The organism is Metamycoplasma auris 15026 (genome assembly GCF_000367765.1).
GTDB lineage: Bacteria > Bacillota_I > Bacilli_A > Mycoplasmatales > Metamycoplasmataceae > Metamycoplasma > Metamycoplasma auris_A.
In genome coordinates this window covers 26,799-52,236 of the sequence record NZ_AORI01000012.1, presented here as the reverse complement: position 1 = coordinate 52,236, position 25,438 = coordinate 26,799, and the positions used below count along the sequence as shown (strand labels likewise).

The window sequence follows — 25,438 nt, the reverse complement described above, 5'->3', positions numbered from 1 at the left end:
TTAGATTTTAAATTTAATAATTTCAATCTCATTTAAAATTTCATTTTCTAATTTAATTAGGTCACTTAGTTCATTTTCAAGTTCCCTTGCAGTTTCACGATTTGGTTTAGTAACTGGGAATTTTGGGGCAAATAATTCGCATGTTTCACAAGCTTTAATGATTGAAATATCCATTGTTTTAATTTTTTTAGCAATGGCAATTGTTTCATTTTTATCAAAGCTAAGAAGCGGGCGCAAAATTGGTAAGCTGCAAACTTCTTGGATTGTATAAATGGATTCAAGTGTTTGGGAGGCCACCTGGGCTAGATTTTCACCATTTGAGATTGCTTTTATGTTGTATTTTTGCGCAATTTTTTGTGCAATCCGATAAAAACTACGGCGCATTAGACAAATCTTATATTTTTGGTTGGACACTAGTCCTATGTAGTTCATTATTTTTGTATAGTTAATTTGAAATAAGGTAGCTTCTCCTTGATATTTGGTTAGAAGGGAAACAATATCATTAATTTTATCTGTAGTTTTTTTATCAGTGTGTGGTGGAGTGATGAAATTTAAAAATGTAATATGTAGCCCTCTTTTTTGGAGTAAATTAGCAGCAACAGGTGAATCAATACCGCCACTAATTAAATGTAAACTTCTTCCTGAACAAGAAGTAGGAAGACCTCCTAAACCTTCAATGTAACTTGTAAAAATATAGCTAAATTTGTCGCGAATTTCAATATAAAAAATTAAATCTGGATTGGATAAGTCAACTTTTTTATTAGCAAAATTACTTAAAATATAGTGTCCAAAATGCATATTAAGTTGGGATGAAGTCATATGATAATTTTTATTATGTCTTCTTGCGTTAATTGCAAATGAAGAAAAATTACTTTCATTTGCAATTTTTTTTATAAGAATTTCAATATCTTCTAAATTAATGGAAGTTTTATAAACAACTGAATAAGAAGAGATACCAAAAATGTATTTTAGAGCTTCTAAATTAGAAGGCGAATACTTACAAAAAGCTCTATCATATTCCATTTTAATTTCATCTTTTTTAATATAAAACTCAAGGTTTTTTCTTAATTGTTTAATGAAATCTTTTTTATTTTCACCCTTTAATGTTAATTCACCATATCTAATTAAAATTTCTTTTTCAACTTGGCTTTCCATTTTTTTATCTCTCCAATTATTTTTTATATTATTTGCTTAATTTGAATACTTTTTTAAATTTAAATAAGCTTAATAAACTTATTTTTGTTAAATATTATATTACATTTCAAAGTCATTAAAAAATGATTTTTTTCTTAGATTTTAAGGTTAAAAATAAGCAAAAAAATCAATTATTTCTTTATCAAATGAACCTTAAAAATCTAGTTTATTAATCTATAAATCATTAGTTAATAAATAATGAAATTTCTTAAGTTTTATAGTTTATATGATAATAATAAAAAAACTATATAATTTAGTACTATGAAAAAACAAAAAAAAGTATCATTAGCATGCCAAGTTTGTTTACATAAAAACTATTCAATCAATAAAAGCAATGAAAAGCGTCTAGAAATTAAAAAATTCTGTAAATTTTGCAATTCTCAAACCTTGCATAAAGAGGAAAAATAAGTATGAATGAAAATAATAAGTTAACTAAAGAAGAACTACAAGCAAAAAAAGAGTATGACAAAAAATTAAAAAAGAAATTGAGAATGCAAAAAAAAGAATTAGCAAAAGAATCAAGACTTTATACTTTTCGAAATTGAATTAAAGAAATTAAAAGAGTTGTTTGACCTAGAAGTTCAAAAAGCTGAAAATGATTCGGAATCACAATTGCTTTTTTAGTTGTTATGGCTTTATTTTGTTTTTTAGTCTCACTAGCATTTACTAGTTTATGAAATGTTGTTGGAATTAAGGTTTAATTTTTTAATTTAAAGGGAGATAATTATAAAAAATATGGATTTTAAATGATATATGGTTTCAACTGTATCTGGCAAAGAAGATAATGTTATTGAAGCCTTAAGAAATAAAATTTCTTCACAAAAAATGGATGATTTTTTTAAAGATATAAGAATTTTTAAAATGCCACATCTTTCAAACAAAGAACTTGAAAAGAAAACTAAGGGCGAAGAATTCAAAGTTACTTATGTAAATATCTATAAAGGTTATATTTTTATTAATATGATTATGACTGATGAATCTTGATATTTAGTGCGTAACACTCAATATGTAACTGGATTAATCGGATCATCTGGTAAGGGAGCAAAACCAACACCAATTAGCAAACGTACATTTGATAAAATGGTTGAAAAAGAAAGATTTTTGATTGAGAAATTTGAAGCAGGAGATATTGAAACTGCATTCAAAGAAGGCACAATTGTAAGAATTAAAAGTGGTATTTACAAAGATGAAATCGGCGAAATTATTAAAAATAATGACCGTGAAGAAAAAGCCTTTGTTAACATTGAACAATTTGGTAGAAAAGTTCCAACTGAATTTTCTTATAGTGATTTAGAAATATGCGGCTAAGCATATTTTTTATATAAGTTTTTTTAGCATTTTCTAAGTTTCAAAAGTTAGCAGATATGCATAATTATTGTATAATTATGAATTATTCATTTTATTGAAGATTAAGATTTAAAGAGGTTTTAAGCTATGAAAAAATCAGCAAAAATTTTATTAGGATTAGGAAGCATTTCAACAGCAATTTTACCACTTCTTGCAATTTCTTGTTCAAATCAAAAATCCACATTAGCAAACGAAATTAAAAATGCCCAAGAAAGATTAGTGACTCTTGAATTTGATGAATTTAAAAAGGATCTAAAAGAAATAATTGAAAAAGCAACCCAAGTTTTAAACGACCCTAAATCCTCAAATAAACAATTTAATCCAATGATTGCTCAGCTAAAAAAAGTTATTGATGAAGTTACAAAGAAAACTGAAGATAAAAAGTCTTTACATGAAAAAAACAAAAATAATGTTTTAAAAGAAATTGACAAACTTAAACAATATAGCCATGAAAAATTAAGTGGATTAACTAAAGATTATTATAGTTTAAAGGCTGAATTGGTTAAGCAATATCAAGAAAAAGAAGAGATGCACAGCAAAATTAAGTCTATTGAATACGATGACAAAAAAACTAAAGAATACATTGCTGGGCTACAAAAGATTCTTACTGAAATTGAAAAGAAAAAGACTGAACTTGATAAGAAATACTTGCCTGATTTAGTTAAGGAAACAGAGTCTAAATTAAAATCCCTTAAATATGATGACTATAAAAGAAAATTAACTCAAGAAGAATTTAACAAAATTAAAGCTGATTTACAAAAACAATTTGATGAATCTTCAAAAGTTTCTAAAGAAATAAATAAAGCAAAGTCTGAAATTTTAGATAAAGCAATCTATGATTTGAAAAAAATTCTTAATGATCTTGATGAGAAAAAATCTTAATAAAAAATAAAAAGAAGAAGCGATTTTTAATCTCTAAATTTCTTCTTTTTTATTTTATTTAAATAAGAAAAATAAATTGAATTTGATTACTGAAATAAGAGTTTGAAATACTATGAAAAATAAATTTTATTTTAAAGAAAATGAACCACTAGATACGCTAGTTAATTACTTAGTTTCTTTTAAAAATTTAGAAGCTATTTTGTTAGATGGAGAACTTGGGGCTGGAAAAACAACTCTAACAGCAGCAATTGCTAAAAAGCTTGGCGAAGAAAAAACAATTGTTTCTCCCACTTTTAATACGATGCTTTGTTATGATAAATTAGTGCATATTGATGCATATAAACTTAAGGGTGATTTGTTTGCTTATGAAGAATATTTTGAAAATAAATTAGTCGTTATAGAATGATCCAAAAATATCACTAATAATTTTAGAAATTTCATTGCTATCAATGTTACACTTGAAACTATTGACAATGAAATTTACCATGTTTTTGAAATAACAAAAAAAACAATCAATAAAAGTCTTTTTATTGAAACATCACTAGAAGATTTCTTTGTTGCCATTATTGAAAATAACGAAGTAACTGATTACATAATAAAAGAAAAACTTGTTAAAAAAACTGATTTATTTTTTAGTGTAATTAACGAAGTACTTGCAAAAAATAATTTATTAATTGAATATTTTGATTCTATTTATACAACAAAAGGGCCAGGGAGTTTTACAGGATCAAGATTAGGTTTTACTTTTGCTTCAACAAATTGAATGCTGCACAATCATATTTTAAATAATCACCTAAAAATATTCCTAACTCCAACATATGATTTGTATTTTTATCAATTAAAAACAAATAAAATTTATATCAAAGCAAACAAATATAAAGCCTATGAAGTAAGTAAGGAAAATGAAAAAATTTCAATCAATCTAACTGATGAAATTGAAAAAATCAATCATTTTGATTACCAATTGTTTATTCAAGATACAAAAGGATATCTATCTTTATTTAAAGAATCTAAAGATGCTTTAGAAGAAGAATTAATTTATGCATCTGATCCACAAATTGGAGGTTTGTAATGAAAATTTTTGCCATTGAATCATCACATGATGACACTTCGTTTGCAATTTTGCAAGATAATAAACCTCTTTGAATGAAAACAATTACCCAAACTGAAATTCATAAAAAATACGGCGGAACAATTCCCGAATTGGCTTCTAGAATGCATGTAAAAAATATTCTTATATTAATTAAAGAATTAATTGAAACTAAAATTGATAACAAAGAAATTTGCAAGAATTTTGATTATATTGCTTATACAAAAGAACCTGGACTTATTGGCTCTTTACAAATTGGATATATAGTTGCTCAAACTATGGCAATGATATATAAAAAACCAATTTTAGGGCTTAATCATTTGGAGGGACATTTTTATTCAGCCTTTATTGAAAAAGAATTGCAATTTCCTACTCTTTGTTTGCTTATTTCAGGAGGGCATTCACAGTTAATGCTTTATTCAAAAAAAGATTCATTTGAAATTATTGGTGAAACTCTTGATGATGCAGTCGGAGAAGTTTATGACAAAATTGCTAGAAAACTTAATCTAGGTTTTCCAGGAGGCCCTATAATTGATAAAATTTGGCAAGAAAATAAAGATTTATATCCTAACCATTTTTCCATTCCAAAAACAGAAAATGAATTTGATTTTTCATTCAGTGGTATAAAAACTGCCGTTATTAATAGAGTTAATAGCTTAAACCAAAAAAATGAAGAAATAAACATTAACCAAATTGCTACTGAATTTCAAAATACAGTTATTTTATATTTAAAAAATACCCTAAAAAAAGCAATTAACAAATTCAATCCTAATTTGATTGTTTTAGCTGGGGGAGTTAGTGCTAATGTGGGAATTAGAAATATGTTTTTAACATTGCATAAAAATGTGTATTTACCTGAGATGAAATATACAACTGATAATGCTATGATGATTGCTAGAATGGCATATGAAAAAGTAAGGAAATAAGACAATGTGAAAATTTATAAAAAGCTCAACTTCACAAGAAAATTGAATGCTTGAAAATAATGAAGAAATTATTTTTTGAGGGCGTTCAAATGTTGGTAAATCTTCATTAATTAATGCATTATCAAAAACTAAGATTGCAAAAACTTCTTCAACGCCAGGACGCACTAGATTAATTAATTACTTTGAAACAACAAACAAAAAAATCATTGTGGATCTGCCAGGTTATGGTTATGCTAAAATGTCAAAAAAAGACCAACAAAAAATTGCTGGTATCATTGATTTTTATTTTCGAAATGCCAAAAGTAAGAAATTAGTTTGCTTTTTAATTGATGCAAAAATTGGTTTTAGTGCCATCGATCTGGAAATGATTGAATATATACAAAGTCTAAATATTCCTTTTGATATCATTGTCACAAAATTAGATAAGGCAAACCAATCACAACGTCATTTAGTAAAAAAACAAGCTCTAAGTTTTCAAAAAGAAATTAATATCTTTTTAGTCTCATCTTCAAAATCTATTGGTCTAAATGATATTATTGAACATTATAATTTATAGTTTTTTTAGTTTCCTTTTTCAAAATAACGCCTCTTAAAAATCTTTTTGAGACGCGTTATTTTTTTAATTAAAATTAAGGGATTTCTTAGGTTTCTAGTATTCCTTTTTTTAATGTATTTTTTGTATAATTTAAACTATGAAAACAAAAGAAGATAAAAAAAGATTAGCTATATTTGTTATTAAAATATTGGCATTCTTTATTATTCCTACAATTATCTTTTTTGCAGGTATTTTTGTGCTTCCTAGCAAATGAAGAATTCCCATTGTTGCAATATATTCATTTTTAATTGTAGCCTTAGGAATTTATAGTGCTTTCATTATTAAAAAGTTTCTAAAAGAATCTTTATTTATTAATAGGACACTAAGTCAATATATTCAAAATGAAATTAGTGAATCAGGAACTGGAATTTTTATTTTTTTAAATAGTGGAGAAATTATTTGAGCGACAACTTTTATTTTAAGTCGCTTTGGAAGTTCAATTATTGGGAAAAATATTAATGAAATTTTTAGCGTCAAAGATTGAAATGAATCAAACTATGATTTTGCATTTAAAAAAGAAAATTATGAATACTCAATTCATGTAAATTTTGAAAAAAATATTGTGATTGTTAAGGATGTTACATTTCAAACTAATTTATTAAATGATTACAAAAAACAATCCATAGTTTTAGGGGAATTGCATATTGATAATATCAATCTATATCAAGTATCTTTACCTCAAGAAGATTTATATAAAATTTATAGTAACTTAGCGCTTTTATTTGATGAGATATCCAAAAAATATAACATTGTTTATCACCAATATGAAAATGGACAATTTTTTATCATTACAAATAAAGAAACACTAGACCAATTTGAAAAAGATAATTTTGATGTTTTTAGAGATTTAAATGTTAAAAATCTAAGCAAGCAAATTTCAATTACTCTTTCTGGTGGTTTTGCTTATGGTATTTATAAATTTAGTGTTTTAGATGAATTAGCAAAAGAAGCGATTTTGCAATCTAAAACTCGTGGTGGAGACCAAATTACTGTTTTAACAAAAAATGAAAGTCCACGTTTTTATGGTTCAATATCAGAAATTGATGTGGATATGTCAAGAACAAATGTCTCTTACATTGCAAAAATCTTAATTAGTAAATTAAAATCAAAAAACATTACTAAAGTAATAGTATATGGACACAAAAACGCAGATTTAGATGCACTTGGTTCATCATGAGCTATCTATAAACTAGCTAAAGAATTTGGTAAAGATGCTTTCATTCAAAACAAAACTTTTGATGAAACAACCCAAAAATCATATAATGCCCTAAGTCCTATTGATAAGCAAGCTTTTATTAGTCCTTCAGAAGCAACATCTATGAATGATGCCCAAACACTTGTTGTTATTTGTGATACTTCTGTAGAAAATCGGATTGAAAATAAAAACGCTTTTAAAAACATTGAAAAAGAAAATATTATTATTCTTGATCACCACCGTCTAAGTACAAATCCTGATTTTATTTATAAAGAAAATTTATACATTGATTCCCTAGCATCCTCAGCTTCTGAAATTGTCACTGAGATTATTGCAATTACTAATAACAATGATAAAATAGATAATGAAACAGCACAACGTTTATTGGATGGTATCTACCTTGATACAAATAACTTTCAAAAACAAACTTCCTCAAAAACATTTTCAGCAGCAGCCTTATTAGAAAAATGGGGAGCAAAAATTTCTATTTCTGTCAATAACTTAAAAATAAATGAAGAAGTATTTAGCCAAGTTTTTGAGTTACTAGAAAATTTAGAAGAAGTCAAACCAGGATATTTTTTAGCATATAAAGATATCAAAGTTTCTCCTGATGTAATTTCTATTGCTGCAGAAGAAATCTTAAGAGTTAATGGTAGAAAAGCAGCGTTTGTAATTGGTGGGCTAGTTGGACAAAAGAAATACAAATTGTCAGCAAGAGGAATTAATACAAATGTGCAACTTATTGCTGAGGCAGTTAATGGCGGTGGGCATTTTAGTAGTGCGGCCGCTGAAAGTGACGAAAAAATTGAAGTCTTTGTTGACAATTTAAGACAAGCAATTGTGAGTGTGGGAAAATGAAAGTAATAATAATTAAAAAATATGACAAATATGAATTAAATCAAATCATTGAAGTTAATGATGGTTTTGCAAAAAACTTTTTAATCAAAAACGGTTATGCACAACCTGTAAATAAACAAACTCTAGCGAATTTAGAAAGAGTAAAACATAATATTGCAGAAGACTATCAAAACGAAGTTGAAAAAGCAAAAAGTTTAAAAGAAAAAATTGAAATGTTAACTCTAAATTTCCATTTAAAATCAAATGGAAATATCGTTCATGGTTCAATTACTAACAAAGCAATTGAAAGAGAACTTTTAAAAAATAACATTAAAATTGGTGCACATGCACTTGAAAAAGATTCATATAATACTTTTGGAAGACATTATATTAATGTGAAATTACACCCAGAAGTAACAGCAATTTTATTAATTGAAATTTTCGAAGAAAAATAAAAAATAAGAAAAAGCAGGAAAGATGCAAAATAATTCATTAAGTTCAAGAGAGATAGCAATAGCCAATAATGAAGTTGCATTATTGGGTCTTCTTTTAGTCAATCCTGATACTTATGTAAAAATTGGCATAATCATTCGTCCTGAAATGTTTCATTTTCCTAGCCATCGAATTTTATATGAGGCAATTGCAGAAGTTATCAATAATTCAAAAAACTTCGATTTGCCAATTTTAATTTCTTATTTAGAACAAAAAAAGCAATTTGACCAAGTAGCTTCCTTTATGATGAGCTCTTCAGAATACATTGCTTATTTAATGGAAAATCCAGGTTTTGATTCAGAAATTGAAATCTATGCAAAAAATATCATTGACCAATATAAGGTTGATTGTCTTACTAATTTACTAAATGAAGTAAGCGATACAATAGCAAACAAAACATTTGATGTTTCAGATTTGCTTTCACACATTCAACTTTCCCTTATTAATATTGATATTTCTGAAATTAATTCCACATATGAAAAAATTGGTGATACTGCTGAAAGTATTTTGCAACAAATTCTAAGAAAACTAGATAGTGATATCGGAGTGGGCTTGCAACTTGGTTTCCCTGAGTTAGATGAAGTTTTATTGGGACTTAACAAAGGGGATTTGATGATTTTAGCAGCACGTCCTGCTATGGGAAAGACTGCTTTTGCATTAAATATTGCTAACAATGTCGCAAAAAAAGGGAAAACAGTTTTATTTTTTAGTTTAGAGATGTCAAATCCCCAATTAGTTCAAAGAATGATGGCAATTGATTCTACTGTTTCAATTGCAAAACTAAAAACAAAAGAACTTGATATCCAAGACCAAAGAAATTTAATGCACACAGTTGAAGAGATGTCAAATTGAAAAATCTATATCAATGACCGCGCTACTTTAAGCATCTCAGATATATCCACTCTTTCCAAACGTTTTGCAAGAAATGCAAAAGTTGACCTTGTTATTGTTGATTATTTGCAATTAATAGGAGATTCATCAAAACGCTCGCAAGAAAATAGACAACTTGAAGTAGCAAAAATTTCACGTTCTCTAAAACAATTAGGAAGAGAATTAGAATGTCCAGTAATTGCTTTAAGTCAACTAAGTCGAAGTGTTGAAAAAAGAGAAGATAAAACACCTTTAATTTCAGATTTAAGAGAATCTGGGGCAATTGAACAAGATGCTGACCGTGTGGTCTTTTTACATCGGGATGACTATTATAAAAATAAAAAAACAGGTGAGCAAGAAAAAGATATTGTTGCATATGGCACTAAAGATAAAGTGCATGCATCTTTAACAAATGTAATTGTAGCCAAAAACCGTCATGGGGCAACTAAGACAATACAGCTTCTTTTTGTACCTGAATATAACCGCTTTATTTATGACAAAGAACCAAAAGATAAAATAAAATCACAACTTGATGGCATAAGAAGAATGAAAGAAGATTAATTAATGGAGAAAAAAACAAAAATATTAGATAAAAAAATTGCAAAAAAGAAACTAAGTCTTGAAGAAAAAAAACGTCTTAAGGAAGAAAGAATTGCTGCCCTTAATCCACTACAAGTTAATATTCTTAATATTTGAAAAAAATATCCAAAGAAAATCTTTTGAATGTTTGTCAGTGCATTTTTATATAACATTGCTTTAACTGTCTTCTTAAAGAAAGCTGCCACAATTGCTTCAGGAACTTCTTCACTATCACAAATTATTACATTTACAGCACCAACTACTGCCCAATATTATGGTTTGTTTTATGTTTTAGTTAATTTACCTTTAATGTTTGCATTCTGAAGACTTAATCCGCGGATGTTTATGGTTGTGACATATTACTGAATGATTTTCCAAGTAATTGTCCAAATTGTTTTTGTTGAATATGCAGGAAGAGGTTCTAATCCAATTGTTAATTTCATTAACCAAAAAATTTCACTTTATAATCCAATTGGGCAAGCTAAATACTATTGAGATCCATTTGGCCTAGACACACGCATTGTTACAAAAATGTATGCTGAAAGTGATAACCTAAAAAATATAATTAATGTTATTAAATCTAATAGTAATGAAGGAATTAATAACTTAAGTCTAGCTGGAAAAGAAATTGTTACTTATTTTAAAAATCAATTTAATCAAACTGATTTAAAAGCAGTTATATCTAATTTAGAAAATATATTAGATAGTTTAAAAGAAGGCCAAACAATTCATAGTATTCAAATTAATCAATTAATTCCATTGCTACTAAACGGAGAAACAAAAACTAAGTTTTATGGTGTTTATAATGGACAAAATTGACCTGTAATTGTGTATGCATTTTTAGGGGGAATTGCTGAAGGATTTGCTTCTATTGTTGCTTGAAGACAAAGAGGATCTATAGGAGGAGCTTCAGTAATTTCTAACTATATTGCCTACAAAAACAAAAAGCCAGTTGGTAATGCTTTCTTATTAGTTTCCATTTGTTTCTCAGCATTTTCAACAATTGTTGTAGGTTCATTAGAATACACTAAAAATATTACAGGCCACGTTTGGGATTCATCTTTATTTTTAATGAGAATCTTAGGAACAATAGCTTACTTATTTATCTTTACATTTTTAGTTAATAAATTCTATCCAAAATACAAAAAAGTTAAGATTGAAATTTATTCTAAATATCCAGAATTAATTGCTGAACAATTTAAGAAAATTAATTATGTTCACCCATTTAATATCTTTAATGGTGTAGGTGGTTTTAGTCATAATGAATTTGGTAAGATCGAAACAGTAGCACTATTTTTCGAAAGAGATATTATCTTAGAACAAGTTAAAAAAGTTGACAAGAGCGCTTGAATTACAATTTCTAATATTCATAATATATCAGGGGAATTTGATACTTCCTTTGTTGATTAAGGACTCAATAATGAGTTCCTTTTTTAATTCTTTTTTAAAAAGCAAAAAAATGGTTTTTAGGTGCTAAAAAAACTTTATAATTTATATATTTTTATAGGATAAAATATGGCAAAAAAAGTAATTTTAGGAATGAGCGGTGGGGTTGACTCAAGTGTTTGTGCATATTTACTTCAAGAGCAAGGATATGATGTTGAAGGTCTTTTTATGCGTAATTGGGATTCCATGCTAAATAATGATTTTTTAGGGAATGAAGATATTAGTAATGATATATGTCCTCAAGAGCAAGATTATTTAGATGCACAAGCAGTTGCAAAACAACTTAATATTAAGTTACACCGGATTGACTTTGTAAAAGAATATTGGGATAATGTATTCCAATATTTGATTGACGAATACAAAAAAGGAAGAACACCTAATCCTGATATTTTTTGCAATAAATATATTAAATTTAAAGCTTTTGCTGATTATGCTTTTGAAAAATTAAATGCTGACTATATTGCTATGGGACATTATGCAAAAACTAAGGATGGTTTTTTGTATAAAGCAAAAGATAACTCCAAAGACCAATCTTATTTTTTAGCACAACTTTCAAATAGTCAACTAGAAAAAACTCTTTTTCCTTTAGCAGATTATGAAAAAACTGAAGTTAGAGAAATAGCTAAAAAATTAAATTTAGCAGTGGCCTCAAAAAAAGACTCTACAGGAATTTGTTTTATAGGAGAAAGAAGATTCACACAATTCCTAGAAAACTACATTCCAGCAAAGCCCGGTGAAATTATTGATATTCATACTAAAAAAGTTGTTGGTAAACATAGGGGAGCTATGTATTATACAATTGGTCAAAGAAAAGGGCTTAATCTAGGTGGCTATGAAAAACCATATTTTGTAGTTGGTCATAATCTTGAAAAAAAAGTTATTTATGTTACTAATGAAGACCACAAAGAATATCTATTGTCTAACAAACTAATTGGCATTAATTGAAATCCATTAGCAAATGAATATAACAAGGATAATCTAAGCGCAAAATTTCGCTACCGTCAAGCTGATATTAAATGTCAAATAAGATTATTAGAAAATAATCAAATTGAAGTTATATATCAAGATACAGAAGCTGTCACTCCAGGTCAAGAAGTTGTTATTTATGAAGATAACAAAGTAATAGGCGCTGCTATCATCGACCAAATCTTTTATAATGGAATTAAAAAAGATTATTTATAAAATTAAATTAAAAATAAATTCATTTAAATTTAAAAAACAAGCGAGGTAATTTATGCTATCTTCCAAAGAAATAAGAAAAATGTGGTTGGATTTTTTTGCTTCTAAAAATCATCTAGTAGTAGAATCGAAATCACTAATTCCCCAAAATGACCCTTCGCTACTTTGAATTAATTCCGGAGTAGCAACATTAAAGGATTATTTTAGTGGCAAAAAAATCCCACCTGCAAAAAGGCTAACAAATTCCCAAGCCTCTATTAGAACTAATGATATTGAAAATGTTGGTGTGACTTCGAGACATCATACTTTTTTTGAAATGCTTGGAAATTTTTCAATTGGTGATTATTTTAAAAAAGAGGCAATTACTTACGCTTATGAATTTATTTTTAGTATTTTAAAATTAGAAAAAGAAAGAATCTACATAACATATTTTGAAGAAGATAAGGAAACTTATGATTGCTGAGTTTCACTTGGCATCAAAGAAGATCATCTAATTAAGGGAACAAAAGAACAAAATTTCTGAGACGTTGGACAAGGTCCTTGTGGACCTGATACGGAAATTTTTTATGACCGTGGAGATAAATATGACAGTCGCGGCATTGAACTTTTAAAAAATGATATTGAAAATGACCGTTATATTGAAATTTGAAATATTGTTTTTTCCCAATTTAATAATGATGGAGAAAATAATTACACTGAATTAATTACTAAGAATATTGATACAGGAGCTGGACTTGAAAGAATTGTATCAATATTGCAAGATGCACCAACCAACTTTGATACTGACTTATTTTTACCAATAATCAAAGAAATTGAAGCATTAACAAAATTTCATTATGATATAAATAACTATTTTACAAAAGACATAAAACAAACAAAAATTAACACCCTTTTTAAAATTATTGCTGATCATATTAGAGCAAGTGTTAATGCAATCAATGATGGAGTAAAACCTTCTAATGTTGGAAGAGGCTATATCATTAGACGTTTAATTCGTAGATCATATCGTGCAGGGTTATCCCTTGGTATTGAGAAAAAATCTTTCTTATATAAATTAGTTAAAACTGTTAAAGATACTCTAATTTATGATATTGATATAAAAAATGTTGAAAACATTATCAAAGAAGAAGAAGAGTTATTTGCCAAAACTATCAAAGATGGTGAAAAATTGTTAGAAAATGAACTACAAAAAAACAAAAAAATTGATGCCAATATTGCTTTTAAAATGTTTGATACATATGGTTTTCCAATTGAATTAACCCAAGAAATTTTAAAAGAAAAAAATATTGAAATTAATCTTGATGAATTTAATGCCAAACTAAAAGAACACCAAGAAAAATCTAAGTCAGCAGCTGTTGCTGGTATGCAAAAAGTAATTAATTCCTTAGCTTTAATTCCAAATAAAGTATCTGACTTTATTGGTTACGATTTCTTAGAATCCAAATCCAAAATTCTATATTTATTAGATGAAGAAAATGAAATAAAAAACACAAAAAACGATGAAGAAATTTCTTATGTAATTTTAGATAAGACTCCTTTTTATGCAACAAGTGGTGGACAAAATCATGATTTTGGATATATTCTACAAGATAATAACAAAATCATTGTTCTTGATGTTTTTAAAGATAAATTCTGAAATCATGTGCACATGGTTAAAGGAAAAATAGATAAAAATAAGGAAGTTTCTTGTTATGTTGATGCTAAAAAAAGAATTAATTATGCAAGAAATCACAGTTCAACACATATTATGTTTCATGCTTTAAGACAAACATATAAAAATGATGTTATTGAACAACTTGGAAGTAATATTAGCTTTGACCATTTTACATTTGACTTTGGACTTGATCATCGTCCAACAAAAGCTGAGCTTCGTAATATTGAAAAGATTATGAATCAATATATAACAATGGATGCTAAAAGAAATTACATTATTACTTCTGTTAAAAAAGCTCAAGAGCTAGGCGCATATATGACAATCGAAGAATCTGAATATCATGATGCAAACCAAGTTAGAGTTGTGGAATTTGAAGGGATTACAAAAGATTTGTGTGGGGGAACTCACGTTGCAAGTAGTGGTGTGATTGAGAACTTCAAAATTGTTTCTGTGGATTCCAAAGGAAGTGGCATATACCGTCTAAGAGTAATTACTTCTAAAGAACTTGTTAATGAATATTTAACTAATGAAATTAAAGAAAAACAAAATCTTTTATTTACTTTAATAAAAAATAACCAAGACTTAAAAGAAGATTATAAATTCGAATTTGATTTAAATATTCCTAACTGTGTTTTTGATAAAGAGGCTCTTTTAGATAAATATGAAGAAATTGAATGAGAAATTCGCAATGATTACAAAAAATTCCTAAAGCAAAAAAATAGCGAAGCAGTTGATATTTCCCAATATCAATCACAATTAATTAATAACAAGGAATTTTTCTTTGTAAGTAATAATGATATTAACCAATTAAGAAAGATAACAATTGCATTAAGAGAAAATAACCAAGATGCAATTGTTATAGGATTTTTACAAACCAAAGAAACAAATTACTTTTTACTTGTGACATCCAAAACACATGATTCTTCAGTAATTTTTAACAAAATTACAAAGGAATTCAATGGCAAAGGTGGTGGAAATCCTTTAGTTTCCCAAGGTTCAATTACAACAAATTTAAATGAAGAAGACTTAATTGCAAAACTTAAGGAAATAAATAATGCGTAAAATTGCCCTTGATTTAGGAGTTAAAACTTGTGGCTTTGCAATTAGTGATAAAGAAGCTAAAATTGCCTTTTTTCTTGAGAATTTCTTTTTTGAGCAGTGGCATTTTGTTGAGGTAATTAAGCGTCTTAAGCACTACTTATATGAGAGTCAGTATCAAAATGAAATTGATTGTATTGTTTTAGGATATCCTTTAAGAATGGATTTATCAAAAAGCAGTCGCACAGTTATGGTTGAAAAATTTCATGCAAGATTGCAAAAAGAAATTGATATACCAATTGTTTTACAAGACGAAAGAGAAAGCACAATAGCTGCCCAAAATATTCTTTTTGATTTAGGATATAATACAAAAAAAATGAAACCTCTAAAAGATGGTATTGCTGCACAAGTGATTTTGGAAGATTATTTAAAAAGGATAAATTAGTAATGATAAAAGAAACTAAAAAAAATAAAATCAACATTTTTTCAGCTGAAAGAGAAATTATTCTTGAAGATGATGAAAAAATTTATAGTGTTTTTGAAATAGAAGAAAATGGTAATATTTTTGCAGTTTTTGCAACACATGAAGCTTTAATTTTTGCTCAAAGAAAAGAGGACGAAATCATTGAAATTGAAGATGAAGCAATCATTGACATTTTATTTGATGTTCTAGAAAAATTCTTTGAAGAAAATGACCTAGTTGACAAAGAAGGTAATATTATTACGCATAATTACTTTAATGACGAAGCATTTGAAGAAACCAAATAAGAAGGTAAATTAGGGATGTTCCAACTAACTTATCAATCAGCAATTTTTGCAACCAAAAGCTCAAAATTATCACCAAATGTAAGATTAGGTTTGTTAATTTCGCTTTTTGTTGGTTTAAGCATTGCTATTATTGTTTTAATTCTAAGTTTCATCTATAAAAAAAGAATGACAAAAAAATATATCCTTCCTAACCAAGAAGAAGAGATTGCTAAACTAAAAGAAAGAAATCCTAACTATGGCATTGTTTTAGATGGCATTAAAAAATTTTATACGCATTCTATAGATGATTTTTTTACTTGTTTTCTTATTAATACTATTTATTTAAATAACTACCAAAACATCTATTTAGAAGATAAAAATAATTATTTAGCTCTTTCTTTAGCTAATCTTACAAAAAAAGAAATTCATTGAAATGGTATTATTGATTTGGAATTAAATAAAAAAATCCAACTTGAATTTCAAGAATTAGATTTTTTAGCAATTAAAAACACTAAAAAACTGAATTTTATTGCGCAGTTAATTATTCTTTTAAATAATAATAACGACACTTTAAATGAAAAAATTAAAAAGCACATTGACTTTTTAGCTTCTGATGGAATTTTAATTATTGAAAATAATCAAAATCTAAAAATTAAAAAGATAAAAGAAGTTGCTTTATCCTTTAATTTAAGATATGAAACATTAAAATTCAAAAATAAAAATGTTATACTTTTAGCAAAAAATAATATAAAAGAAATGCTTGAAGAAAAAGAAGGCGAAGTTTATGGAAGATAATAAACACTATTTAACAAAAGAAGGTCTTGAACAATATAAGAAAAGACTAATTTATTTGCAAGAAGAAGCAAGACCTGCAGTTATTGAAGAAATTAAGGAAGCAAGAAATCAAGGGGACTTATCTGAAAATGCTGAATATGATGCAGCACGTGATAAGCAAGCTGCTATTGAAAATGAAATTTTGCAAATTCAAAACATTTTAGAAAATGTTATTATCATTGATGAAGATAACTTAGGGACACATATTGTTAAAATTGGTTCAACTGTTAAATTGCTAGATTTAAAAACTAATAAAGTAATTAGTGTGACAATCGTTGGTGCACTTGATGCTGATCCATTTAATAATAAAATTTCTAATTCTTCGCCATTAGCAAGAGCAATTTTAAGTCATAAAGTTGACGAAGTTCTCGAAGTTGATGCACCAAAAAAATACAAAGTAAAAATTGAATCAATTATGTAATTTCTTTTAGTATTTAACTAATAAAATCTCACTAAAAATTTCTAAATTAGATTAATTGGAAAAAATTTGAAACTAACTAAAAAAATAGTTAGTTTTTTTATTAAAAAAATTATTTTAGTGTATTATTTTTAAAGGTTGTCACCCCTTTTTAAATAAAAGGTTGCAATTAAAAGTATTTTGCAGAATTTAAAAGCAAAAAAAATATTTATTTTTTTAAAAGTTTTTTATTTTTGTATATACTTATATCTATGCTAATTTAAAATAAATAGCATAGATTAAATTTTGAAATAGTTCTTTGAAAACTGGATACAAATACCATAACGTCAATTTATTTTTACAAAAAATAATTCAAAAAAAAAAAAAAAACACTAACCAAATCAAATTTAAGAGTTTGATCCTGGCTCAGGATGAACGCTGGCTGTGTGCCTAATACATGCATGTCGAGCGAGGTTTTTTAAACCTAGCGGCGAATGGGTGAGTAACACGTGCTTAATCTACCCTTTAGATTGGAATACCTAATGGAAACATTGGCTAATGCCGGATACGCATGAAATCGCATGATTTCGTTGTGAAAGAGGCCTTTAAAGCCCCACTAAAGGATGAGAGTGCGGAACATTAGTTAGTTGGTAGGGTAATGGCCTACCAAGACTATGATGTTTAGCCGGGTCGAGAGACTGAACGGCCACATTGGGACTGAGATACGGCCCAAACTCCTACGGGAGGCAGCAGTAGGGAATATTCCACAATGAGCGAAAGCTTGATGGAGCGACACAGCGTGCATGATGAAGGTCTTCGGATTGTAAAGTGCTGTTATAGGGAAAGAATACTTGGTTGAGGAAATGCTTCCAAGCTGACGGTACCCTGTCAGAAAGCGATGGCTAACTATGTGCCAGCAGCCGCGGTAATACATAGGTCGCAAGCGTTATCCGGAATTATTGGGCGTAAAGCGTTTGTAGGCGGTTTATTAAGTCTGGAGTCAAATCCCAGGGCTCAACCCTGGCTCGCTTTGGATACTGGTAAACTAGAGTTGGATAGAGGTAAGCGGAATTCCATGTGAAGCGGTGAAATGCGTAGATATATGGAAGAACACCAAAGGCGAAGGCAGCTTACTGGGTCTATACTGACGCTGAGGGACGAAAGCGTGGGGAGCAAACAGGATTAGATACCCTGGTAGTCCACGCCGTAAACGATGATCATTAGTCGGTGGAAAATTCACTGACGCAGCTAACGCATTAAATGATCCGCCTGAGTAGTATGCTCGCAAGAGTGAAACTTAAAGGAATTGACGGGGACCCGCACAAGCGGTGGAGCATGTGGTTTAATTTGAAGATACGCGGAGAACCTTACCCACTCTTGACATCCTTCGCAAAGCTATAGAGATATAGTGGAGGTTAACGGAGTGACAGATGGTGCATGGTTGTCGTCAGCTCGTGTCGTGAGATGTTTGGTCAAGTCCTGCAACGAGCGCAACCCCTATCTTTAGTTACTAACGAGTTATGTCGAGAACTCTAGAGATACTGCCTGGGTAACTGGGAGGAAGGTGGGGATGACGTCAAATCATCATGCCTCTTACGAGTGGGGCAACACACGTGCTACAATGGTCGGTACAAAGAGAAGCAATATGGCGACATGGAGCAAATCTCAAAAAGCCGATCTCAGTTCGGATTGGAGTCTGCAATTCGACTCCATGAAGTCGGAATCGCTAGTAATCGCAGATCAGCTACGCTGCGGTGAATACGTTCTCGGGTCTTGTACACACCGCCCGTCACACCATGGGAGCTGGTAATACCCGAAGTCGGTTAGCTAACCTCGGAGGCGACCGCCTAAGGTAGGACTGGTGACTGGGGTGAAGTCGTAACAAGGTATCCCTACGAGAACGTGGGGATGGATCACCTCCTTTCATACGGAGTACATCTTTGTTATGGAAACATTATTTGTATCCAGTTTTGAGAGAATTATCTCTCTTTTTGTTCTTTGAAAACTGAATATCGACATTGAAAAATTAAATTATTAATATTTCAAAGTTTAGATCAACCTATAGAATATATCATACAAAAAAGACAAACAATAGGTCTTATACTACTATTAAACAAGATAAGAGTTTTTGGTGGATGCCTTGGGTCTGGAAGTCGATGAAGGACGTGATTACCTGCGATAAGCCTCGGTTAGCTGGAAATAAGCTGTTATCCGGGGATTTCCGAATGGGGAAACCTAATTGAGCTAAAACCTCAATTATCATATCGATGAATCAATAGTCGAATGAAGAGACACGCTGTGAATTGAAACATCTCAGTAGCAGCAGGAAAAGAAAATAAAGAATGATTCCCTAAGTAGTGGCGAGCGAAAGGGGAAAAGCCCAAACCAGCATTCGTTGTTGGGGTTGTAGGACTACATTTTAGAGTTTAAAAAAATTTACACATAGCAGAATAAGTTGGAATGCTTAAACAAAGAGGGTGAAATTCCCGTAAGCGAAATGTGTAAATCTCTTTGTAGTATCCTGAGTAGGGCGGGGCACGTGAAACCCTGTCTGAATTTGCCAGGACCACCTGGTAAGGCTAAATACTAACCAGACACCGATAGTGAACTAGTACCGTGAGGGAAAGGTGAAAAGAACCCCGAGAGGGGAGTGAAATAGATCCTGAAACCAATTACTTACAGTTAGTCAGAGCCCGTTAATGGGTGATGGCGTACATCTTGCAGAATGGACCGGCGAGTTATGTCAACATGCAAGGTTAAGTGGATTAAAGCGTAGCCGTAGAGAAATCGAGTCTGAATAGGGCGTTAATTATAAGTATGTTGATATAGACCCGAAACCAGGTGATCTACCCATGAGCAGGTTGAAACTTAGGTAACACTAAGTGGAGGACCGAACCGTAGTACGCTAAAAAGTGCCCGGATGACTTGTGGGTAGGGGTGAAATTCCAATCGAACTTGGAGATAGCTGGTTCTCTCCGAAATAGCTTTAGGGCTAGCGTGTAGTGTTAAGTGATGGGGGTAGAGCACTGAATATGGAATGGCGGCGCCTAGCTGTACTGACTATAATCAAACTCCGAATACTATCATGAATTACTATGCAGTCGGTACATCGGTGATAACGTCGATGCACGCGAGGGGAACAACCCAGATCGTCAGCTAAGGTCCCAAAATTGTGTTAAGTGAGAAAGGTTGTGGAGTTTCTTAAACAGCTAGGATGTTGGCTTAGAAGCAGCCATCGTTTAAAGAGTGCGTAATAGCTCACTAGTCGAGAGACTCTGTGCCGATAATTCAACGGGACTAAAACACAATACCGAAGCTACGGGCATGAAAATGCGTTAGGAGAGCGTTGTAAGGGCATTGAAGCCAGACCGTGAGGACTGGTGGAGCGCTTACAAGTGAGAATGCCGGTATGAGTAACGATTCAGAGTGAGAATCTCTGACGCCTATTGGGGAAGGTTTCCTGGGCAAGGTTCGTCCACCCAGGGTTAGTCGGGTCCTAAGACGAGGCCGAAAGGCGTAGCCGATGGACAACAGGTTAATATTCCTGTACTTTTTATAAATGTGATGGAGTGACGGGGGAGGATAGTTTTACCACTTATTGGATTGTGGGGTAAGCAGTGACTGGGTTATGTAGGCAAATCCGCATAACTTAACTGGGAGCTGTGATGCATAGTAAAAGGGCGACCAAGTAACGAATTAAATGATTCCATACCTCTTAAAAAAGCTTCTAACGTTTAAGTTTATAAAAACCCGTACCAAGAACGGACACACGTCCCCAAGATGAGTATTCTAAGGCGAGCGAGAAAACCAATGTCAAGGAACTCTGCAAATTCATCCCGTAAGTTCGCAAGAAGGGATGCCCATTGTAACAAATGGGCCGCAGTGAATAGTAAGGGGGAACTGTTTATCAAAAACACAGCTCTATGCTAAGTCGTAAGACGATGTATATGGGGTGACTCCTGCCCAGTGCCCGAAGGTTAAGCAAAGGTGTTAGCAATTGCGAAGCATTGATGTGAAGCCCGGGTGAACGGCGGCCGTAACTATAACGGTCCTAAGGTAGCGAAATTCCTTGTCGGCTAAATACTGACCTGCACGAAAGGAGTAATTATCTCTTAACTGTCTCGACATTGGACTCGGTGAAATTATGGTTCCGGCGAAGACGCCGGATACCCGCATCTAGACGAAAAGACCCCGTGGAGCTTTACTATAACTTCATATTGGAGTTTGATTTAACTTGTGTAGGATAGGTGGGAGACTATGATGCTTAAACGCTAGTTTAAGAGGAGTCAACGTTGAAATACCACCCTTGTTAAATTGAGCTTCTAACTTGTTACCATTATCTGGTAAGAGGACAGTGTGTGGTGGGTAGTTTGACTGGGGCGGTCGCCTCCTAAAGGGTAACGGAGGCGTTCAAAGTTACACTCAATACGGTCAGAAACCGTATCAAAGAGCATAAAGGTAGAAGTGTGATTGACTGTGAGACCTACAAGTCGAGCAGGTGCGAAAGCAGGACTTAGTGATCCGGCGGTTCTTCGTGGAAAGGCCGTCGCTCAACGGATAAAAGCTACCCCGGGGATAACAGGCTTATCTTTCCCAAGAGATCACATCGACGGGAAGGTTTGGCACCTCGATGTCGGCTCATCGCATCCTGGAGCTGGAGTCGGTTCCAAGGGTTGGGCTGTTCGCCCATTAAAGCGGTACGCGAGCTGGGTTCAAAACGTCGTGAGACAGTTTGGTTCCTATCTGATGTGGGCGTTGGAATATTGATGAGAGCTACTCTTAGTACGAGAGGACCGGAGTGGACGTACCGATGGTGTTCCAGTTGTTTTGCCAAAAGCATAGCTGGGTAGCCAAGTACGGCAGGGATAACCGCTGAAAGCATCTAAGCGGGAAGCCCCCTCAAAGATGAGTATTCCCTATTAAATTCCTTATAGACTATGAGGTTGATAGGCTGGAGGTGTAAGTATAGCAATATATTCAGCTGACCAGTACTAATAAATTGATTGGTTTAATAGTAATTCTATAGAAGAAATCTAAAAATAAAAAAATCGATATTCAGTTTTCAGAGAACAAAAAAATCACTTGTAATCCATTTGGTTGCAAGTGATTTTTATTTCTTTTAGAAACTACTTTCTAGAATAGTGAATAGCAAGAAAAATAATAAGTACAATAACTGCAATAGGAATAACAATTATTAATTTAATAAGGTCATTTTTTGTATTCTTGCTAAGCTTCTTTTTGCTTTTAATATTTATATGAGGATTTTTTGGACTAGTCTTTTTTTGTATTGGAAAATTAATTTTAGATGTATTAATATAATTATTTTCTTTTTGTTTTAAATTGGTATCATCTAGATATCTTTTATTATTTGATTCATCAGAAACATTACTATCTTTAGTATCTATATAACCATCTTTTAGTCTGTTATAAACTAGCAGGTTAGTTTCATTAGTATTTCTATTAGAATATTTAATATTATTTGAATTTTTATTTTTTATTTTATTTAATATAAGGTTGATACTAAAATTTGTTTCAATATATTTATCAATGTCTCCTCTTTTTTTCTTTAATCTTTTATTTTGTATGAATGATTCAATATCTAACTCTAAAGCATACATGATTATTAATTCATCAATCGCATCAATTAGACCATTATGAGTTTCAAAATACTCATCATTTTTTGTGACAAGACGATATATTGATTCTGCTCCATAACCTCTTTTTAGAGCACCATTTCTAAAAGTTTCAAAATAATCTGGAATAAAATCATTGAAATTTTTGTTTTTAGCAACGATTGAAATATCATGATATTGAAAGATATTGCTTAATTTTGGAAGATGTCTATAATCAAAGGATGTGTATGAAAATCAATGTTTTACATTGTACTTATTTAAAAAATCAATCAATTTTTCAATTGCTAAGTCATATGTTTCAATATCATAACCGGTATAATGGTCATATCTGCATAGCGGTCCCAGTAGGCTTTTGCTATATATTGCAGGAAATTTTGAATTTTCCTTGATTATTCAATAGTTAGTATCAACTACTTTAAAATCATTGCTTTTTGCTATTACTACTCCAATTGAAATAACCTTATCAAAAAAGTTAGTTTCGACGTCAATAACAGCAAAATTGAATTCGTTTTCAATATTGCTGTTTGAGGTATCAATATCATTGAACTTAGTATATAAAGTTACAGTCTTACTATTATCAATTAAATCATTTGAATTTGAAGAATTTGATAATTCATTTTTAGTATCAAGCATTGAATCATTATTGTTTTCTAATTCAATATTCTTATCAATAAGATATCTATGTTTGGTAATTGTATATGCAATGTATTTTTTAAATTCATCCTTATTTTTGATTCTAATTTCAAAAAGCTGATTATTGCGAACATTTCATAGCATTCCTTTTTGCAAACCTAGTGCAAGCATATAAGCTGCAGTTTGCAAGAAATGTGTATTCTTTAATTCATTTACAAATTTAAGTTCATAAACGACATTATCCATAAGCACATCAGCTAAACCGATTGCAAATATTTCTAGATTATTTTTATCTTTTTCAAAAGCAATATGGCAGCTAACTTGCACATTTTCATCTTTAGTAAACAAAGTTTTTAGACGATTATTAATTGCTAGTTTTTCAAATTCATTAACAAATTCAATATTTGTTTGTTTGATATATCTTTGTTGTTTAGTTTGCAAGGCAATAAAAAACAAAATAAGTTCATTGATTGAACGATTGTTATTTGCATTAAATTTCTTGTAATAATCAATCCAATATTTTTCATTTTCAACTTCAAGATACTTATTTATTTCATTCTCAATTTTATATTGATTAAAATACAAAGCTTCTTGATATACACCAATACAAGGAGACAAATCAATTAAATCATCATTTGTTTTGATATCAATAATTAAATTATTTGCCGTTTCAACCTCTTTTATTTCTAAATAACTATATAGTTTTGTTAAATCTTCTTCATATTTATGATCAAACATTTCTGATATTAAATATGTATTTTGAGATTTCTTATCTTTATTATTGTTAGAAATCCTTAAAATTTCTTCAGTTAATGGGTTTTCAAATTGAGAATGTACAAAAATAATATGATTTTTTCCACGGCTAGCAGCGACACAAAAAACATTTCTTAAAATTTCATATTTGCTATCAAGATGATTCAAACGCAAATTTCAATATTGTTCGCTAAAATCAAAAACTAAACAAATTGGTTTTTCAAGTCCCTTAGCACTATCATATGTTGTAAAAATTGCTGTATCACTATTGGGTTTGACATTTTGGTCAACATCTTTAATGCTAGCATACACAGTTTTTTTATTTCATTTATGCGTTGCTACTTCTTCAAGAATATTTAAAACTCTAGTCATAAGACCATTTCTTGAACCTAAACAAAGAATTTCAGACGGATTTTGTTCAATTAGGAATTTAAGAGCTTGTGACGCATCTTTATATTCAATCTTGCATTCATCATTGATGCCATTAATTTCTTTATTTCAAATCCGCCCCAACATAGCCGCATGATTGTTAGAAATTCGATATGAAAATGTAAAAGATAATTTAATATGTGAATCTAAAAAGGAAGTAATAAATTCTTTAATATCTAAAGTAGTTTTATCAAAAATCTTTTGGTCCATATCCCCAACAGCAATAATTTGAATATTTGGATTTTGCTTTTTAATGCTTAGAAGTAAATTAGACATTTCAGTATCAATATCTTGATATTCATCAATGATTAACACATCGTATTTTAAGGGAATAATTTGATTTGCTAAATAAAGCTTAATTGCATTGTCATTAGAACTATTAATGCCATTTTGTTTTAACATATAATAAGCAAAACCATGAAATGAAAAAACAGAAGTATTGCTTGATTTGATTTTTTGCTTTGCATCAAATTTTAATAATTTGCTATATGTAAGATACAAAATTCTTTTTTCTTTAGAATACTTATCGCACAACATCTGAATTGAAGTAGTCTTACCACTACCAATGCAAGCATCAACTAAAATATTATTTCCTTCTAGGGCTAGCTTAATAAATTCTTCTTGTTCAAAGCTAAGATTAATTTCCATAATAAAAATAAAGTCTTATTAAAACCTTTCTATATTAAAT

19 protein-coding genes and 2 rRNA genes are annotated in these 25,438 nt (G+C 30.0%); 19 read left to right on the top strand and 2 right to left on the bottom strand.

Features of this window, described 5'->3' with window-relative positions; all coding sequences use genetic code 4:
• Positions 1-1,155 (bottom strand): tRNA uracil 4-sulfurtransferase ThiI, encoded by a 1,155-nt coding sequence (gene thiI / locus MAU_RS02975; RefSeq protein WP_004425285.1) that lies wholly within the window; start codon positions 1,153-1,155, stop codon positions 1-3.
• Between the two features lie 300 nt (positions 1,156-1,455).
• Here thiI and rpmG point away from each other — a divergent pair, with 300 nt between their 5' ends.
• From rpmG to MAU_RS02880, 19 genes are all read left to right on the top strand, one after another.
• Positions 1,456-1,602 carry a 50S ribosomal protein L33 gene (gene rpmG, locus MAU_RS02970; RefSeq protein WP_004425280.1) on the top strand — a complete coding sequence of 49 codons (147 nt, stop codon included), beginning with the start codon at positions 1,456-1,458 and terminating at the stop codon, positions 1,600-1,602.
• A 2-nt stretch (positions 1,603-1,604) separates the two neighbouring features.
• Positions 1,605-1,895, top strand: coding sequence for a preprotein translocase subunit SecE (secE, locus tag MAU_RS02965; protein WP_004425277.1), 291 nt, complete (start codon positions 1,605-1,607; stop codon positions 1,893-1,895).
• Between the two features lie 34 nt (positions 1,896-1,929).
• Positions 1,930-2,502, top strand: coding sequence for a transcription termination/antitermination protein NusG (gene nusG, locus MAU_RS02960; RefSeq protein WP_004425275.1), 573 nt, complete (start codon positions 1,930-1,932; stop codon positions 2,500-2,502).
• A 126-nt stretch (positions 2,503-2,628) separates the two neighbouring features.
• Positions 2,629-3,423 carry a variable surface lipoprotein gene (locus MAU_RS02955; protein WP_004425272.1) on the top strand — a complete coding sequence of 265 codons (795 nt, stop codon included), beginning with the start codon at positions 2,629-2,631 and terminating at the stop codon, positions 3,421-3,423.
• Positions 3,424-3,535: 112 nt separating this feature from the next.
• Complete coding sequence (gene tsaE / locus MAU_RS02950) at positions 3,536-4,495, top strand: tRNA (adenosine(37)-N6)-threonylcarbamoyltransferase complex ATPase subunit type 1 TsaE (RefSeq protein WP_004425270.1); 960 nt, start codon at positions 3,536-3,538, stop codon at positions 4,493-4,495.
• Entirely contained in the window at positions 4,495-5,439 is a 945-nt protein-coding gene (gene tsaD, locus MAU_RS02945; protein ID WP_004425269.1) for a tRNA (adenosine(37)-N6)-threonylcarbamoyltransferase complex transferase subunit TsaD, read from the top strand. The genes tsaE and tsaD overlap by 1 nt, the downstream gene beginning before the upstream one ends.
• Before the next feature lie 4 nt (positions 5,440-5,443).
• The gene (yihA, locus tag MAU_RS02940) at positions 5,444-5,995 is read left to right on the top strand and encodes a ribosome biogenesis GTP-binding protein YihA/YsxC (protein WP_004425267.1); all 552 of its coding nucleotides are present in this window, start codon (positions 5,444-5,446) and stop codon (positions 5,993-5,995) included.
• A 136-nt stretch (positions 5,996-6,131) separates the two neighbouring features.
• Entirely contained in the window at positions 6,132-8,093 is a 1,962-nt protein-coding gene (locus MAU_RS02935; RefSeq protein ID WP_004425265.1) for a DHH family phosphoesterase, read from the top strand.
• Positions 8,084-8,521, top strand: coding sequence for a 50S ribosomal protein L9 (rplI, locus tag MAU_RS02930; RefSeq protein WP_004425263.1), 438 nt, complete (start codon positions 8,084-8,086; stop codon positions 8,519-8,521). The genes MAU_RS02935 and rplI overlap by 10 nt, the downstream gene beginning before the upstream one ends.
• A gap of 22 nt (positions 8,522-8,543) precedes the next feature.
• Positions 8,544-9,989 (top strand): replicative DNA helicase, encoded by a 1,446-nt coding sequence (gene dnaB / locus MAU_RS02925; protein WP_004425261.1) that lies wholly within the window; start codon positions 8,544-8,546, stop codon positions 9,987-9,989.
• Between the two features lie 3 nt (positions 9,990-9,992).
• Entirely contained in the window at positions 9,993-11,417 is a 1,425-nt protein-coding gene (locus MAU_RS02920; protein WP_004425259.1) for a YitT family protein, read from the top strand.
• Between the two features lie 105 nt (positions 11,418-11,522).
• A complete protein-coding gene (mnmA, locus tag MAU_RS02915) occupies positions 11,523-12,635 on the top strand; it encodes a tRNA 2-thiouridine(34) synthase MnmA (RefSeq protein WP_004425257.1) in 1,113 nt (370 codons plus the stop codon).
• Positions 12,636-12,687: 52 nt separating this feature from the next.
• A complete protein-coding gene (alaS, locus tag MAU_RS02910; RefSeq protein ID WP_004425255.1) occupies positions 12,688-15,348 on the top strand; it encodes an alanine--tRNA ligase in 2,661 nt (886 codons plus the stop codon).
• A complete protein-coding gene (gene ruvX / locus MAU_RS02905; RefSeq protein WP_004425253.1) occupies positions 15,341-15,769 on the top strand; it encodes a Holliday junction resolvase RuvX in 429 nt (142 codons plus the stop codon). The genes alaS and ruvX overlap by 8 nt, the downstream gene beginning before the upstream one ends.
• A gap of 2 nt (positions 15,770-15,771) precedes the next feature.
• Positions 15,772-16,092 carry a hypothetical protein gene (locus tag MAU_RS02900; protein WP_004425251.1) on the top strand — a complete coding sequence of 107 codons (321 nt, stop codon included), beginning with the start codon at positions 15,772-15,774 and terminating at the stop codon, positions 16,090-16,092.
• 15 nt (positions 16,093-16,107) lie between these two features.
• Complete coding sequence (locus tag MAU_RS02895) at positions 16,108-16,866, top strand: BC85_0335 family putative methyltransferase (RefSeq protein WP_004425249.1); 759 nt, start codon at positions 16,108-16,110, stop codon at positions 16,864-16,866.
• The gene (greA, locus tag MAU_RS02890) at positions 16,856-17,326 is read left to right on the top strand and encodes a transcription elongation factor GreA (RefSeq protein WP_004425247.1); all 471 of its coding nucleotides are present in this window, start codon (positions 16,856-16,858) and stop codon (positions 17,324-17,326) included. Before MAU_RS02895 ends, greA begins: the two co-directional genes overlap by 11 nt.
• Positions 17,327-17,705: 379 nt before the next feature.
• Positions 17,706-19,226 (top strand): 16S ribosomal RNA (locus tag MAU_RS02885).
• A 183-nt stretch (positions 19,227-19,409) separates the two neighbouring features.
• Positions 19,410-22,318 (top strand): 23S ribosomal RNA (locus MAU_RS02880).
• Together the 16S and 23S rRNA genes form the textbook arrangement of a ribosomal RNA operon.
• A gap of 110 nt (positions 22,319-22,428) precedes the next feature.
• Here MAU_RS02880 and MAU_RS03570 read toward each other — a convergent pair.
• Positions 22,429-25,398, bottom strand: coding sequence for an AAA family ATPase (locus MAU_RS03570; protein WP_004425244.1), 2,970 nt, complete (start codon positions 25,396-25,398; stop codon positions 22,429-22,431).
• Positions 25,399-25,438: the final 40 nt, after the last annotated feature.